General features: G+C 55.2%; 14 protein-coding genes. 11 read left to right on the forward strand and 3 right to left on the reverse strand.

Annotated elements, in window-relative coordinates:
- Window positions 1–88: 88 nt before the first annotated feature.
- From NF676_RS00330 to NF676_RS00340, 3 genes are all read right to left on the reverse strand, one after another.
- Entirely contained in the window at window positions 89–334 is a 246-nt protein-coding gene (locus NF676_RS00330) for a hypothetical protein (RefSeq protein ID WP_252886182.1), read from the reverse strand.
- A complete protein-coding gene (locus tag NF676_RS00335) occupies window positions 318–611 on the reverse strand; it encodes a hypothetical protein (RefSeq protein ID WP_252886183.1) in 294 nt (97 codons plus the stop codon). Before NF676_RS00335 ends, NF676_RS00330 begins: the two co-directional genes overlap by 17 nt.
- Window positions 612–944: 333 nt before the next feature.
- Window positions 945–1,847, reverse strand: coding sequence for a replication initiator protein A (locus NF676_RS00340; RefSeq protein WP_252886184.1), 903 nt, complete (start codon window positions 1,845–1,847; stop codon window positions 945–947).
- Window positions 1,848–3,162: 1,315 nt separating this feature from the next.
- Here NF676_RS00340 and NF676_RS00345 point away from each other — a divergent pair.
- Genes NF676_RS00345 through NF676_RS00395 form a run of 11 tightly spaced genes read left to right on the forward strand, consistent with a single transcriptional unit; the run spans window position 3,163 to window position 16,367 of the window.
- A complete protein-coding gene (locus tag NF676_RS00345; RefSeq protein ID WP_252886185.1) occupies window positions 3,163–3,909 on the forward strand; it encodes a DotI/IcmL family type IV secretion protein in 747 nt (248 codons plus the stop codon).
- A gap of 8 nt (window positions 3,910–3,917) precedes the next feature.
- On the forward strand, window positions 3,918–5,147 hold the full coding sequence (locus NF676_RS00350; protein ID WP_252886186.1) for a DotH/IcmK family type IV secretion protein: 1,230 nt from the start codon (window positions 3,918–3,920) through the stop codon (window positions 5,145–5,147).
- A gap of 10 nt (window positions 5,148–5,157) precedes the next feature.
- The gene (traO, locus tag NF676_RS00355) at window positions 5,158–6,519 is read left to right on the forward strand and encodes a conjugal transfer protein TraO (protein ID WP_252886187.1); all 1,362 of its coding nucleotides are present in this window, start codon (window positions 5,158–5,160) and stop codon (window positions 6,517–6,519) included.
- Window positions 6,520–6,556: 37 nt separating this feature from the next.
- Window positions 6,557–7,396 carry a hypothetical protein gene (locus NF676_RS00360; RefSeq protein ID WP_252886188.1) on the forward strand — a complete coding sequence of 280 codons (840 nt, stop codon included), beginning with the start codon at window positions 6,557–6,559 and terminating at the stop codon, window positions 7,394–7,396.
- Window positions 7,397–7,405: 9 nt separating this feature from the next.
- Window positions 7,406–7,939, forward strand: a complete 534-nt coding sequence (traQ, locus tag NF676_RS00365; protein WP_252886189.1) for a conjugal transfer protein TraQ — start codon at window positions 7,406–7,408, stop codon at window positions 7,937–7,939.
- 19 nt (window positions 7,940–7,958) lie between these two features.
- Window positions 7,959–8,414, forward strand: a complete 456-nt coding sequence (locus tag NF676_RS00370; RefSeq protein WP_252886075.1) for a DUF6750 family protein — start codon at window positions 7,959–7,961, stop codon at window positions 8,412–8,414.
- 44 nt (window positions 8,415–8,458) lie between these two features.
- Complete coding sequence (locus NF676_RS00375; RefSeq protein WP_252886076.1) at window positions 8,459–9,205, forward strand: HNH endonuclease; 747 nt, start codon at window positions 8,459–8,461, stop codon at window positions 9,203–9,205.
- A gap of 16 nt (window positions 9,206–9,221) precedes the next feature.
- Window positions 9,222–12,296 (forward strand): putative type IV secretion/conjugal transfer ATPase, encoded by a 3,075-nt coding sequence (locus NF676_RS00380; protein WP_252886077.1) that lies wholly within the window; start codon window positions 9,222–9,224, stop codon window positions 12,294–12,296.
- Window positions 12,293–13,546, forward strand: a complete 1,254-nt coding sequence (gene traW / locus NF676_RS00385) for a conjugal transfer protein TraW (RefSeq protein ID WP_252886078.1) — start codon at window positions 12,293–12,295, stop codon at window positions 13,544–13,546. The genes NF676_RS00380 and traW overlap by 4 nt, the downstream gene beginning before the upstream one ends.
- Entirely contained in the window at window positions 13,546–14,190 is a 645-nt protein-coding gene (locus NF676_RS00390) for a hypothetical protein (RefSeq protein WP_252886079.1), read from the forward strand. The genes traW and NF676_RS00390 overlap by 1 nt, the downstream gene beginning before the upstream one ends.
- On the forward strand, window positions 14,187–16,367 hold the full coding sequence (locus NF676_RS00395) for a DotA/TraY family protein (RefSeq protein WP_252886080.1): 2,181 nt from the start codon (window positions 14,187–14,189) through the stop codon (window positions 16,365–16,367). Before NF676_RS00390 ends, NF676_RS00395 begins: the two co-directional genes overlap by 4 nt.
- The last annotated feature ends 20 nt before the right edge of the window (window positions 16,368–16,387 follow it).

Consider the following 16,387-nt stretch of genomic DNA (forward strand, 5'->3'; position numbering starts at 1 on the left):
GAAAAACTTTAACTGCCGCCATTTGGCCAGCTGAACTCATAAGCTCTACATAACGTAATTATGTACGTACTTACGTAAATCTAGTGTTTTAAGCTGTGGAAATCAAGGTAAATCCATGAATTGCGATCTGCCGTTGACTGGTGCTCAACTTTTCCGACAGCACGTTTCGGGCCTTGTCGAGAAGTGTGTTTTCGATCTGTTCCTCACTAAGGTCTGCAACCTGAATTGACAGTGTGAACTCCTCCGGACGACGAATGGTTGCACTCATATTGACGTAAAGAACGGTGTAATTTCTGAGCATGTGGGTCACCAGGCCGTTAGATGAAACGGCCACGCCTCGCTTGTTCAAGGAGGCTTTCCAAATGCGTAATTGCTTCCTGATTATTACGAAGCGCGTAGGCAGGGAAGGCTGGCTTGCCGGATTCGTTGCGCTTCAACAGCTCGTCGATATGGTCCGTTTCGAACCCCATCATGACCAGTGTCTTCTCATCGGCGGCAATAACCGCAGCGTTTGCGTCTTGCATCATTTGCTGAGCATCTTTCAGGCGGCGGATTTCCGCAACGATCTGATTGACGAGCTCGGGATCGGGTGGGCATGGAGCGAAAATCATCGCAAGACTCCTAGACGGTTTTTCCTCGCTGCAAGAACTGGTAGCCGCCAGTGGCTTGCTGCGTTTTGGGCGTGGCATGCGGAGTATAGTCATTATATGTAATTACGTAAATACGTACGTACGTAATGAAGTGATTAGATGTCGGCGATATCCATGCCTCTAAACACAGCCATAGAGCTCCTCCAAGAGCCTCCTGCGTGCGAAAATAAATCGTCAATTTTTCTTGCGGAGCGCGCTGAAACCAACCCAGTCCTGGCCTAGGCGTGTTCAACGCTCAATTTTTATGAGGGAAGAGGCAATAGGCGGGCCTGTCGGCGATATCCGACTGTCTGTTTATGCTGGAATGTGCTTCTCGAGCTTCTCGTACCAGGTGAATCCGTCGACCATTTTGAATAGCTCGTCGGAAAGCACTTTGTTGTTCCGAGTGATGAAGACGACACGCTGAATCTTCTTGCTCGTGTCCAGAGCGATACGGTAGTCAGGTAAAGAGTCACGTTTGATCATGCTGCGGATTTCTGAACGAAAGCGGCGGAGATCCTGGCTCGAACCCGTTTTTTGACGCAGGATTTCGATATCGCACTTCCAGAACGGCTTGTCACCGGCATGTTTCCTAGCCAGTTCATAGAGACGACGCTCCAAGGCTTGGCCGAGTTCAAAGTACCGCCGATCGATCGTGAGCACCTCAAAATGGATCAGCGCATTGAATAGCCACTCTGAAATTGTGACGCTGACTTCAAGAGCACCTTTGCCGTTTGCTGTTCGGCGTTCAATTTCGTAATCATCAATGAAACCGAATCCTTTCACCTGCTCAACACCACCGGTGATGATATTGGTCTCAAGGTTCGTACCTTTCAGACGCCGCAGCATATCCACCACAAGCTGATACGAATTACCGCCAGGCGACCGGCACGTGCCGGTTAGAAAATGATAGATGTCAACTTTGACCTTTCTGGCCAGGGGCTGGCCCTTTTTCCGCCCTTCGATCAATTGCGAACCGATGAACAGGAGAAGGTCCTTGTCGAAAACAGTCGCAGCGCCTACGACAGAGGGTGTGATGCGGATCCGTTTTTTGGTTGTCGGGTTCTCATACTCACGGATAACCGTGTCGTGCTGCTTCGACAGCGAAAAAATCGGGAACTCCATGCTGGCCAGGTCGTCCTTAACAGGCCATTCCATCAAGTTGGCGTGAAATAGGTCTGCCTGCTCAAATGGTTTGTGATCTTTGTTCGAGCTCACGCTCATCCCCTCAAGTGTCTGTCGATGGGACAACCGCCATCAGACAGAAATAGTGTTCGCCAACGCTGTTGCTGATCGTGGAATTGAAACGTTAACATGGCAGCACCCAAACGTGCTCCTAGACGGACGCTTGTCGGGTAGAAGCCCGAGTAGGTAGCCGCCTCTCGGGCTTCGTCTTTTCAGGGCAGGATCATAGCCCGACTACGTAGGTACGTAAATACGTAATTACGCATTTCAATTCCTCCGGATTTTCATCCTCTAACCAGATTCCAGGTTGGTTCCTGTCAAGGGTCAGCCCGGAAGCCGCACGCGGAGCGGAGCCTGCTTGCAGGTGAGCACCGAACGGGTGAGGACTGAAGCGCAGCGTCCCTTTACCGGATTTGCTTCTGAATAAGGCTCCCCCGGCGGTCATGGGGTTGCTTCTCCCCCATGGCCGATGGGGTCAGAGGCCGACTCGCTCCCTTCCTGGAGGGAAGGGCGGGGGGATGGGTATTGCCGCCGCCGGCGGCATTTCAATACCGATAACAATGAACGTCGTCCCATGGTCGAATCTAACTGTAGTTGGATCCAAGTATTTTCACGTCTGCGATCGTTGGAGAACACCGACAAACTGGACTATTCGACGGACGGCTTTTCCTGATTACGCTTTTGATTTTTCTGATAGTAGGTGCGGGATCTGATCTGGTACTGCACATGCATGGAAGGGGTATGAGTTGAACACATCTGGGTTTCTTGAATTGACCCCGCCTGTGGAAAACGGGTTAAAGCTTTAAGACTGGTTAAGGCAAGTAAAACCGCGCGCGCGAGTTAACAATTTCAATAGCTCAGTGAGATGCCCGGTTTTAAAGGCGTTCATGCCTACCGCTTGTCGGTGATAGACGAAAGTGGTGTCGGCGATAGACGAGTAAATGTCGGTGATATACACGCACCCTTGTCGGCGATATACGACGGTTGATGATCGTTATCCACAGATGTCGGCGATATCCAACGACCGTCGGCGATAGACGAGCTTGACAGAGTGCCGGCCATTTACCGCACGCTCCTAGGCTAGTGGTCGAAAACTGTGTGTTTCTTGAGCGAAACAAGGCTTAAGAGCAGGCATTCGTGTCGGCGATATACGAAATACCTACCTTTTTGTCGGCGATATACGAGCGATTGTTGATCCAAGCCGGCATACCACTATTTTGTAAAACATCCATCGTGGGAAATATCCGTCTAGGGTGACTTGGCCGTGCCGGAGCCATAGCCCTGTCGCTCAGCCTTGTTCATTTTCGCATCGTGTATATAATACGGAAAAATTGGAGGCCGACATGCTATGACAACGGATTCGCAAAAGCTGGCGGAAGCTGTTCCGACGGCCGACTTTTCGGCGGAAAACAAAGCAGTCATCACCGAGATGATAGCTGATGCTGTCAAATCGCTCGTTCGTACCAGCGACGCATTAGATCCTGCTGTGCGCGTTGGAGAGGAGCGGAAGAAAATTTCATTCCTCGCAGTTTCGTCGGTAAAGCTCAACTACATCCTCGGTGGGGCTTTAGTGATCTCATTGAGCTTGCTGTGTGTGACTACGTGGTTTGCGATCCATCCACAACGTGAATACTTCGCCAGTGATAATGGTCGGCTGTTCCCGATGATCCCGTTGTCAGTGCCGTATCGCAAACCCAGTGATGTCATCCAGTACGCGAAAGAGACAATGATCAGGTCGTTCACGATGGACTTCCAGAACTACCGCCAGGACATCGAGGATAACCGGGGTCGGTACACCCGCGGCGGTTTCAAGTCCTACATCGATGCGCTTAGTACGTCAGGCATCCTCGACATGGTTCGTCAACGGCGAATGAATATGTCGATGACCGCTGGGACCGGCGTTCTGGTCAAAGACGGTATGGAAAACGGTGCCTACTTCTGGCTCGTTGAGGTTCCAGTCGAAATCAAGCTGACAGGACAGACAACGGAGTTGCCTGCACAGCGACTCCTTGCACTGGTGCGCGTCGAGCGCGTCGACACGCTGGACTCCATCGAAGCAATTGGAGTCGGTCAACTTGTTACAAAGCCGTTATAGGTGAGCTCATGTTTTATCGTTCGATGATTGCGACGGCGATTCTCGCTGCCTTGGGCTCAGCGTCTGTCATGGCAGCGAGTGAATTTCCACCGAACCCCCAGCAAGGTCCACAGCAGGCTGCCGTCCAAGGGCAATATCAGGGAGCTCCTGGCACTCAAACCTCAGCGCCCAATGGACAACTGGAGTGGGTAACTCCTGCTCCACAACAGCAACTTTCATCACAGCAACAGATCAATGCAGCTTTTCCGCAGACCAATTACGGTCCAGCCAACTATCCAGTTCAGCAGCCTGGTCAATCCTTTCCGACAACAGCTAATGGTCAGGTCGTGATGACTATGCCGCCTCAACAGGGGTTTGCGCCTCAGTACGCACCGCAGGTTGCTCAAGGCAACGTGCAAGGCGGTCATTACCCTGATGATGGAACACGTGGCCTTTTTCCACCGAAACAACCGTCAGCTGGCGAAATAGCGAGTGAAGTGGTTTCGCCTTTTACACCGGATGAAATCCGCAACCTCCATAAGCAATACGATGCTTCGCGCGCTGCAAAGTCGGAGAAAACGCTGCGCGCGGTGCCAAGAATCAGCAGCGTTTCAGTTGATCTGTCGCCGGGGTCGGCAATGCCTATCACCCGAGTTCTCCCGGGAACACCGGGAGCTGTGATCTTCATTGACTCAACCGGAGCTCCTTGGCCCATTGCAGCTGCACCTCGGGTTTCCAATCCTGAGTTGTTTTACGTCGAGTGGTTGCGTGGAACACCGGCGGTGATGATCTCCACGCTCAGTCAATACGAAACCGGAACGTTGACGGTTTTCCTTCAGGGGCTACCAACACCAGTCGTGATCCAAATCGCGACCGGGGAACCTGAAAGCAAAGAGAGCACCAGGGTGGTCGACGTGCGACTCGATGTTCGGGTGCCAGGTCGGGGACCTAATGCGAAATCTGCGGTGACCGGTCCCGGAAAAATCGAACTCTACAACGACACACTTCAAGCCTTTTTGGACGGTCTGCCGCCGAGTGGTGCTCAGGTCGTCAAGGCGAATGGCGAGGTTCCCGCCGGTACGAAAGTCTGGCAGTTGGATAACGAACTTTTCGTCAGGACTACCTACGACATCAAGTCTCCTTTCGATCAGACCAGTTCAGCCGCCAACGGCACGCGCGTTTATCGCATGCCAGTGACGCCCTTTGTCACGTTCTCGGACATGGGGCGATCCGTCACTGTCCAGCTCGACATCCTTTGAGGTTTCGTAAATGAGTGAAATGCAGGCAGATGCGGGCCGTAACACGGTTTGGATCGTTTTAGGTGGTGTTGTGGCCATGGCTGCGGTTGGCTACATCGGTTACACCTACATGGCTGGGAATACAGAAACACCTCCGAGCTCTGTCACTGTCAATACGTCCGCGAAGGGCACGCCGAGCTCAGAAAGCGAGCACTACGGTAAAGTGCTCAAACAATATAACGACACCAATGCCGAGCAGGCCGCTCAAGGCGGCAAAACGTACTTGTCAGTGATATCGACGCGGGATAAGGCCGTAGCGGAGCAGACACCTGCGGGTGGTGGAGGCCAGGTTCCTCCTGTGCAGACACCACAAGCTCCACAAGTGGTTTACATCTATCAACCGGCTCCACCGCAAGCTGGTCAGCAACAGGCCCAAGTCCTTTCCGATCAGGAAAAAGATCGACGGCAGGGAATTCGTGACCAGGCGGCGGCACTGATGCTGAACTGGAGCGGTGGTAAGCACGGATCCGCGACGGGCACTGAAGAAGTTGCCTACGCGAGCTCAATCAACGTAGCGAGTAACGCGCCAGTTGCCGGGCAGCTTGGCGTGCACTCGGCTGGTACCCCTGGTGCGAACGGGGCTCCTGTCGTGAAAATCATCGAAGACTTTGTCCGGATCCCGGCGCTTTTGGATACGGATCTAGACACTGATGAAAACTCGACGGTTTTCGCTTCAGTTCCTTCTGGACCTTATGCGGGTCTGACTGTGATCGCCAACGGGTACAAGCGGATCAACGAGTCCGTGGACATGACGTTCACTACCATGAAATGGCAGGGTCGGTCCTACAAGATCACCGCTAAAGCAATCGATCAGAACACTCTGCGAAGCGCGCTTTCGGGAGAGGTCAACAATCGCTATTTCACACGCATCATTCTTCCGGCCATTGCCGCCGGCATTGGCCGAACAGGTCAACTCTACGAACAGTCGAGCTCGCAAAACATCATCACTCCGCAGGGTGGGGTCATTCAAACGTACCCCACGACACCTAATGGCACCGCCGTTCTAGGAACAATGGTAGGAGGGATGGGGGAAACAGCGGGTCGAGTGTTGGCCCAGGACGCGGCGCAAATGCCTGCGAAGCAGGTGTTGATACCCCAAAAAACTACGATAGGCATCCAGTTCATGGCACCTGTGCTGTCGACGGACGATCTGTCAGCGGGGGCCGGTGCGCCGGCGATGGACCTGTCCGTACTCAGTCAACCAGCTTCACAGCCACCTGTTCAGCAATCCATTCAGCAACAGCCGTCTGTGCGCCCTGCAGGCTATCCAGTCAGCGGCCAGTCAGCGCCTGGGCTTTACCCGGGCGTCCGTGGTAGCTATCCTACCTATTAATTCTGTATCATTGCCATGATACGAAAAGAGGTGACGCATGGTCAGCGAAAGTGATTCAGCGGTTGATGTGTTTGATATGGAGCAGCCGGTACCGCCGCCGGAATCTGAGCCGAGCGCGCCGGCTGCGACTAAATCCAAAAAAGCGTCAGTGTCCAAGATAAATTTGCCTACGGATGCTTTGAAAAAATGGTTTGTTCCTGGATTGGGCGTATGCGCATTTGTCGTGGCGTGCCTCTGGATTTTTGCCCCTGGGTTGCTTCCAAATTTTGATGGCCCTCCGTTGGGGAAGGGCGGTGAGTCGAAGTCGTCCAGCGCAGCTCAGGCACTGCCAAACCCGTTGGCAGCGATGCAGCAGATGGCGGCTACAAGTTCTGTGGCGCCTGTCTCTGCGCCTGTCGCTGCACAGACTGTAGTGACACCCGAACCTACTACCGCTGTTCCTGAACAACCGGTGAAAGCCGACGTTCGATCAGATGACGCCCAGGTCCAGGGCCGTTTCTTTGCGCTGGAGTCGTCGATTCGTGAGCTGCAGGCGAAAGTCGCGCTGCTCGAGGGCGCTCAATCATCCCGATCCATCGACCCAGCGCGTGGAAGCGGATCCGCTGCAAACTCGCAGCCGCCCAAGCGTAAAGCAGATGGCGTAACAACGACGAATGCCAAAACACGCAAGCCGGCGACTGCCGATGCGAAGAGCGAAGTGATCAGCAAGACCTTCACGTTGAACACCATCTATGCGGGCCAAGCATGGATTCAGAATTCGGAGCAAATGTTTGTCGTGCGGGAAAACGACTATCTCGAGGAGCAGGACGGCCTGCGGATCCTGAAAATCGACTCAAAGCTTCGGCGAGTCATGACGAACAAGGGCGTTATTCGCTAGGGAGCAGTCATGGATCTGGCACAAATGATCACCAACTTTGCCAACGATTTTGCGGTGGCATTGTGGCGGTTCCTTTGGTTGCTGGGGATGTTTGTCGGGATGGTTTGGGCCGCTTCTGCTGTGATGAAGATGCAGAAGGCGTCTCGGCTCCCAGGTTCCTCATCAATCTCATTGGGCGACGTTGTCCCTTTGATCATCGTCGCATCGCTAATGGCGAATCTTTCCCGGTTTATCAACGCGACGTGGAATTCCTTCGGAAAGGGCACTGTGAGTTACGGGCCGATTGCCTACAGCGGTGCTGAGCAGTTCGGACGCTTCGCTGACGCGATCAACGCAGTACTCACATTGGCGAGTGTGTTCGGTGGTGTTGCGTTTTTTAAAGGCGTTTTGCTGCTCAAAAAAGCAGCGATGGATGGCCAGTCCAACCAAGGCGCAGATGATTCGGTCTGGCGAGCGATCGTACACATGGTATTCGGATCGATGTTAGTGCAAATCCCGGATGTGATCGAAGCAGGCCGGGCTTCTTTCAAGCTTGTCTGGTAACTCTAAAAAGGTAAGAACGATGAAGTTTAATCCAATGGAAGTCGCAGCGGACTTGAGCCGTAAGGCCCATATCAAACTGCTGGCAGCAACTGACAAGTGCGCTGTTGATCCCGCTCAGCGTCGGATCATGTTGTCGACAGCGGCGGTTACGTTTGGTGCGCTGACATTCTGCGCGGGAGCGTCGGCCGATGGCGATGGCTTCGCTGGCATGCTCAGCACTGCCGGTGATCAGGCCGATTCTGGCTCCAACTCTGTAGCGAAGATTTTGAAGTTCTGTGGCCTGTGCGCCGCGGCTGCTGGTGGCTTTAACTGGTGGAAAAAAGGGAAGGAAGGCGAGCGTAGCGACGTCAAAGCCACTCAGATTTTTGTCCCAATCATCGCCGGTGCAGTGCTTGGCGGTATCGGATACGTGTTGGGCAAGGGCGGCGAAACTGTGGGTATTTCCACCAGCACCTGGGGCCAGGTACCTAACTGACTCTCTACGGGAGCGGCGGTCCTCGGGTCGCCGTATGAGACACGATGAGCGATCACTCCGAACACGATCCGGCTGATGTAGATCCGGAAAAGGTCGTTCCCAAGGAAGGACTGGGAACTGGGTTGGAACAGACTGCGTTGCCGGCTTTGTTTTTTTCGACAAAAAGCAAGATCTGGGGTGACAAGTCAGGGAACGAGCTTGAGCCCGTTGGTCGTGATTACAAGTCCAGCGGCTTGAAAAATAAAGTAATGCTCAAGGATGGCTTCCGCTGCATGTTTTGCGGCTTCCATTCCAGCCACAACCAGATACATAGCCTTTCGGATAATCATCGGGATATCCGCGAACAGAACTTGCGGGTAGCCGATCATCTCTGTCACGGCTGGCAACATTTAGGCGAGTTGGGCGACGGAAATGCCGTAGTCGCGTTTCTACCCGGGCTTGCTGCTCAAGACGTCAATCACCTGCAGCGCAGCATCATGATTGCGTTACAAGCGGATGATCCGAGCGTTCGAGCAGACGCAAAAAAAATACTGAACTGGCTTGGCTCGCACCGGCGATACGTGCAGGACGCCTGGGGCACTTTCGCGCCTGCAGTCTTCGCGCAGGCCATGGTTCGTCAAGACGACGGTGACAAAGGGGTTCGAGAGCTGGTTTTTGAGGATCTGGCGATTGTTTTTAACCCCGGGCCATATAGCCAAGTTGCTGCCCTCTGGGCGAGCGAATCGCGCTCATCCTACCCCGTCGCTAAATGGTCGGAAGTCTATTTCAGCGTTATGAATCCACCTGCATAGTTTTGAGGAAAGCACGATGGGCGTTGCTAAGTTTCTTGATGGTTTGGTCGATGCAACGGAAGCGTTTTTCGCCTACGTATCTCGGTACATGGTCGGTAAAGACTTGGCCGGTTATTGCGAGCTCGCGACGGCGATCGGCCTCACTGACGATGACATTAGCCGCGATCCATCGCTGAAAGATCCCTATACGCTAGTGACGCATGACGGCTCTTTGCTGACTGTGTTTGACGTGCAGGGCACGTACCAGATCCTGTCTGAGCATGATTTCGACGAGTTGATAGAAAACCTGCGATTGAAGATGAGCGGGTATATGCGTGAGCCTGGGCACAGCATTTCGATTGGGTTCGAGCGAGATCCTGACCGGGCAATGGACGAACTCATGCGTTTGGCAGAGCCGCAGATAGTTGCGGCACGGCGCATGGGACTCAACACTGAAGACATCATCATTGACCGGGTGAAGCGAAATGCACCCCTGGTTGCGTGGGAGCAAAATCTGCTGGTGGTATACACCCACGCGAGTTGTATCGGTGTCGACCTTAAGCGCGAACAGCAAGAGCTGACTCAGGACATTCTGAAGCATGGCATGCCTCCTGTGTCACTTGGTCAGAGCCCTGTCCAGATCCTCATGTCGCTGAAATATCGCCATGACACGATGATTGAGCGTGTCCAAAAAGACTTTGACGGCTGCGGCTCCGAAGGGCGTCCCGGCATCTTGTTGAAGCAGTTGAGTGCTCATGAGGCCACCAAACGGGTGCGCATCATGATCAACCGCGAACGCACGTCGCAGAAATACCGGCCGGTCCTTCCTGGCGATCGATTTATTCCCCACGGGCGGGAAGACAAGAATGACTATTCTGACCTGACTGCGCCGCTGGTGAACTTTCAGGTTGTGACCAACGACGTCGAGACCAAGCGCTCGCTCATTCAGACGGATGAGCTATGGCATGGCAATGTCGCCATGGAGCTTGGCCCACAAAATCCACAGCTGTTTTCCTACCTGTTCAACACGGTATCCCGCGAAGTTCCGTGGCGGATGCGGATCGATCTCGCGCCTGGCGGGCTTTCAGAGACGCGCGGCCGACAGATGATTGCTGGCTTTGTCGGGATGATTGGCTCAAACAAACAGATTCGCCAGTCCTTCCTCGATCTGGAGAAGCGCAGCGAAATCGACGCGATCTGCTCGATGAAAATTACTGCCTCCACCTGGTCGCGCAGTGAGCGTGAAACGAAACGGCGAATGGCTGCTTTGGAAAAAGCCATTCAAGCGTGGGGCATCTGTAACGTGACCTCGGTGCATGGTGATCCGATCGCGGCGTGGGCATCGACCATCCCGGGATTTACCACGAAAAACACGGCCAACCGTATGGTACCGCCATTACCGGACGCGCTGAGGATGATGCCGTTCCAACGTCCGGCTACGCCTTGGGGAGAAGGCGGCTCGCTCGTTCTCAGAACACCAGATGGCAAGATCTATGTCGTTCAACTGGGCAGTTCCCTTCAGGACACCTGGATCGAGCTCGTAACCGCTCCGCCCGGATCCGGTAAGTCGGTATGGCTAAACACCATGAACAACGCGACGATCCATCGCGCAGGCAATGTGCGCTTGCCGCTGATGACGATCATCGACGTGGGACCATCGTCTGCTGGGTTGATCAAACTCTTGCGTGACTCCCTTCCGGAGAATCGCAAAAACGAAGTGATGTATCTGCGTCTGCGCAACTCAACTGAGTTTGCAGTCAACCCTTTCGACACGCAGTTGGGCGCCCGTAAACCAACATCGCGGGAAAAAGAGTTCATCTCGGACTTCCTCACACTGTTCTGCTCGGACCCCACCGCTCGGGCGGCGCCTGCAGCTTGCGCGGGCGTGATCGACAAACTGATCGAAATCGCCTACGACCAACGGGCCGGGACGAGCGCCATGGCCTACGAAGAGCACGTGGAGCCGATTGTTGATGAAGCTCTGCGGCATTCTGGTCTGGCGGAAAAACATGACGCGAAGTGGTGGAGCGCAGCGACGTGGTGGGAAGTCACCGACATGCTGTTCGCTGCCGGCTTCGTGCGCGAAGCCTCGATAGCTCAGCGTCAGGCTGTTCCGGTTTTTACAGATTTCAGTGCTTACCTTTCCAATGAGTCAGTCCGTCAGCTTTACGAGATGGCCGTGACCCGGGACGGCGAGCCAATCCTGAAGTACATGAATCGGTGCTTCAGCGTTGCGGTATCCAAATACGCGCTTTTCAGCGGGCGCACGCGCTTCGAACTGAGCAGCGAAACTCGCGTGATCTCAATCGACCTCAACGACGTTATCGGGTCGCAAACCCCAGAGGGATCGCTCAAGACCGCGATCATGTACATGTTCGCTCGGCAGATGGCGGCCAAGAACTACTTCCTCAGGGAAGAAGTCGTGATTCCGGTAGTCCCCCCTCTGTACTACGACTACCACCGCAAACGTATTGCGGACGTGCAGGACGAGAAAAAGGTCATCGCATACGACGAATTCCACAACACCAATGGCCAGGAAGCTTTCGTTCAGACCTGTATCAAGGACGCGCGGGAAGGGCGGAAATGGGGTATTCGAGTGGTTGCTGTTTCCCAGTACCTGCCAGACTTCCCTGCTGCACTGCTCAATGCGGCTACGGCTGTATACGTGATGCGAGGTGGCAATAACGCCGATGAAGACGTGCTTCGCAACACGTTCAACGTTTCCGAAGAGGCCATTCGGCGACTGCAGCGTGAAGCGACAGGCCCTGACCCTCGTCTTGGCGGTAATTTCCTCGCGCTATTCAAAACCAAGGTTGGTTACATCGTTCAATTGCTCACGAACACGGTCGGTCCGATCGAGCTCTGGGCGTTTTCCACTACGCTGGAGGACGTGGCATTGCGTGATCGGCTGTACCTGCGTCTGGGTGAATATGCAGCCCGCAAACTACTGGCTGAGAAGTTTCCAACCGGTAGCGCGCAAGCGCTGCTCGAGCACATGAAAAATGAAACGACTGGCAATGACGACGGCGAGTCCGTGGTCAACACGCTTGTGAAAAAGCTCGCCGACGAATACCTGTACAAGATTGCCAAAGAAATGGAGGTCACCGCATGAGCCCACGAATCGGAAGGCTGAAGGTACTGGCTGTATTCGTGGCATGCGCAACGGTGAGCTTCAGTGCAAACGCATCTGTCGTTCCAGTGTTCGACCTGGTGCTGCAGCAGACAGTGAACTTGATGAATACGGCCGTTACTGGAGCGATCAACGGCACAACCTCGGCGGTTGAGGGCATGAACAGTAGCGTTTCTCAGTTGCTCCAGAAAATCGGCACTTCCGTGAACGAAAATGGACAGAAGATTGCCAGCACGATCGAGGCTGACGGCAAGACACAGCGTGAGTTCAGCGCGGGGCAGGAAAAGAACCGCAAGCTCGAGGAGGCACGGCAGCGGTACTTCGTGGGCTCGAACATCTGCAGTGAGTCTGCCTCCGGCGGTGCTCATGAGGTGGCTGGATCCGCGCAGGCCGCAAAGGGTGGAATGCGACCTGGTGGTGGTGCCAAAGTCGGCAACAGGTCGATTGCTCAAGTCCTCAATACACCTCCAGCGGCGCCGGAAATCGATTCATCCCGAGCCGCGAAGGTCCACGCTCAGTTCTGCGATGCTGATGACTATGCAGCCTACGGCGGCTCCCAGGCCTGTCCTGGTGTCTCGTCGACCATGCCCGGCGCTGACAAGCGCGTCGACAGCGTCCTTTCCGGTGCCGGCGAGGAGGGTAAAACACCCGACCTCACGTTCTCGCAGGAGCAAATCGACGTTGCGCGGATGTACGTCCAGAACAGCACCCGGCGCTCCATCGCACCACAGCTCAAAAAGGGCGAAGCCGACACGGTTGCCGGCAGTCAGTACGTGGGGTTGATGAACCAGTACAACGCTATCGTGTCTGCCGCAGCAGATCCTCAGGAGCAAAGGATCGCCAGCAGCCAACCGAGCCCGGCGACCAAGGACCTGTTGAAAGAAGCGTTGATCTCGCCGGCGGCAGCCGCGTACTTTCAGCAGACAGCCTCGAAGATGGCCAAGAGCAACGGTGTGATGTCGGCTCGCGAATTCGAGGCCTTTGAGGTTGGTCGGCGTTATGCGAACACCGAGTATCAGGCCGACCTGCAGGCGCTGAGCGGCGAGAACCTCCAGCGTGAGCAGATCCGGATCGCATCGTTGAACAACTGGCTCATGTTTGGCGTTAAAGAAGAACTGCAGAAAGCCAACATCATCAACGGACAGCTACTGGCCAGCGCGGCCAGGGTCGAGTTCACTCCGATTTTCGGTTCGCTCTACAAGTCGGTTTCCGGCCGCATGGGAGGTCAGTGATGGACTTGAGAGACGCAACCCGGGTTGGAAAGAAGGGCGCTGCTTGGACGGTTTGGAACATCATCCTGCCGTTCTCCGCGATCAAGCGTACTGGAGCACTGGCCAAGCGGGAGGTAGAGCGAAATAAAGAAAACGTCCTCTACCTGAAGGAGCTGAGTGCGGAGGCCAAGAAGGCGCTGCTTGAGGGGGCGGCGAAGTCGGCCAAGGTTGATCAGTCGTTTGCGGATGCGATGGCCAATCGTTCGGACGATGCGTTGCCGCTGGACAGCTTGCAACGATCGTTTCTGCTCAAGAAACGTTGGGCGCTGGTTTCCGCAGTTTTATTTGCGTTCGTGGCGGGATTTGCGGGAATTGGCGGTGTGGTTGCGGGTAGCGGCAGGACAGTCGCTCTCTGTATCGCGTCGCTGACTGTGAGCCAACCGTTGTTCTTCTTAGCTGCACTCGGCGCGCAGCTGCGCCTGTGGCAGCTGCGTACGCAAAGGCTGTCGACGGCTGAAAAAGGGGGGTTGAAAGACTTCATTTCGGAATATCCGGATTGGCTGAGCCAGGTTCTGAGCCCGGAAATCAGCTTGGGCCGATTGTGGCGTCGAAGCGCGGCTAAGCCGGCTTCGACTGCCAGTTCGGCCGAGAGGGAAGAACGATGAAAACCTTGAACAGAGTGCTACTGGGGATCGCTACGCTGGGGTTTTCGTTGCAGGCGCTGGCCGATGCAACCACGTTGAGTGGTATCGCTGATGCTGCCAGACGTTCGGGTGATAAATCGCGCGAGGCGTTGGTATCGATTTACGGCAACGTGGTGAACAATCCGCTGGCCACGGGTGGAGCAGGTGGCGGCGACACGATTCTCGCGAGCGTTTTTCAAGTAACCAACGCCGCTTTGCTCGTGATCGGCGGGATGTTCGCGGCCTATATGCTGTTTCGGAAGATCAGCCAGACCGCGCATGACGGCGCTGTGTTCGACAAACAGCGCAATACGCTCTGGGATCCTGTCCGATTGGTCTGGGGCATCTCGGCCCTGGTGCCCACCGCAAACGGATGGGCGCTCTCGCAGTTGCTTATGCTCTGGGCCGCATCGCTAATGGGGGTGGGGATTGCTAACCTCGGTACTGACGCATCCGTAGCGGCTTTCAACGACGGTAAGTCGATGGTTGTACAGCCTGTAATGCCCAGCACTGTTTCGCTTGCGCGCAGCGTATTCGAGATGAACCTGTGCATGCATTCGATCAACGCGGCGCTGGCCCAGGCCGAAGCGAGCGGGGCGCTCATCACCCAAGATGGGTACGTGCAACAAAGTCCGACCAGCAGCGGTTTTGCTCTGAAGAACACCAGCTTTGTGTGCGGCGGTGCTGATATCAACTCCGCTCTGGAACCTCAATCGCAGTCGACCAACTGGTTCAGCGGAACCATCGACGCGAGCGACATTCGCAGGGCGCATCTGACGGCGCTGCAGCAGATGCAAGCAACGCTCAACAGCGCCGCGCAAGGCTTTGTGACTGGTGTGCTTCAAAGGCAGGCTGGAGCAGGTTCTGTTCCCGATGCCGAGATGTCCATCCAGTCGGCTTCCCTGCAATACGAAAACACCATCAGTGCGATCGCCGCGACCAAGCAGGGTAACATTGCAGAACTGGCCTCGAAGTTGAGCAATGCGATCAAAGAAGGCGGCTGGCTCACGTTGGGCGCTTGGTACCAGACTTTCGGCCAGGCCAACACCAAACTGTCGGACGCGGTGGCGGCCAAGGCTTCAGTTTACGGAATGTCGGCTGATGGCGATCCGGCGATGCTTTCGGTACTGCGCACAACAAGTAATGCGTTCAGGGCTCAGCAATCGAGCTCGTCCTATAACCCGACGTTGGGTACCAGCGGCGCCGGTGATTACTCGAAAGGTGCTACCGGCACAGATTCGAGCCAGGTTATCGGTTCGATTTTCGCAGCGCCCGGGCAGCGCCTGGTCAACTATTTGATCGACCTGAATGCCGGCGGGGAGGGCCGGGGTCAAGTCAATCCACTGATCAAGATGAAAAACCTCGGCGACTACACCATGGTCGCCGGAGAAACAGCGCTGGCCGCATACGTGGCGGCGTCCGTTCTAATGGAGGTCAAAGACGGACTCTCGGCTGCAGGTCTGGCTGCGAAAGCAGTAAACGCTGTGACTTCAATGGGGGACGTGCTGGGTGGGGTGCTGAAGGCGGCATCGCCGTTTATGGTGATGGCGATCCTGGCGTTGTTTGTCCTTGGCGGAATGCTATCGACCTATCTACCGATGGTGCCTTTCATCGTCTGGTTCGGCGCGGCAGTGAACTGGCTGGTCGTTGTTGGGGAGGCCATCATTGCGGCTCCGCTATGGGCTCTCGCTCACCTCGGCGGCGAAGGGGATGGGATGGGACACAAGTCGGCACACGGTTGGATCTTTCTGCTCAACGTATCGGTGCGGCCGATCCTGATGGTAATCGGTTTTTTCCTCGGCGGTGCGGGTGTCGTTGCCGGCGGCACATTACTGAACCAAATGTTCGGCATTGCACTGGCGAACGCACAATTTGATTCCATGACGGGGTTGGTCAGCATCATCTTCTACCTGACCATGTACTGTTCGATGTGCCTGAATCTCGTGCACAGCAGTTTCAACCTGATCTTCATCGTGCCGGACCAGGTTATCAACTGGGTAGGTGGCCATGCGTCAGGCAGCCTGGGTCGTGATGACAACGACAAGATGCGTAATGCCCTCAACGTATTCGGGGCGAAGCTCGAGCAGAACATGAAGAGCGGGAACAGCGGTCGCAATACCGGGAAAACTGAAAAAGAGGGTAATGGTATGAAGGCCTAGCAGGTTCAGGGCCGGCGCGA

The sequence above is a fragment of the Pseudomonas siliginis genome (genome assembly GCF_024072275.1).
Taxonomy (GTDB): domain Bacteria; phylum Pseudomonadota; class Gammaproteobacteria; order Pseudomonadales; family Pseudomonadaceae; genus Aquipseudomonas; species Aquipseudomonas siliginis.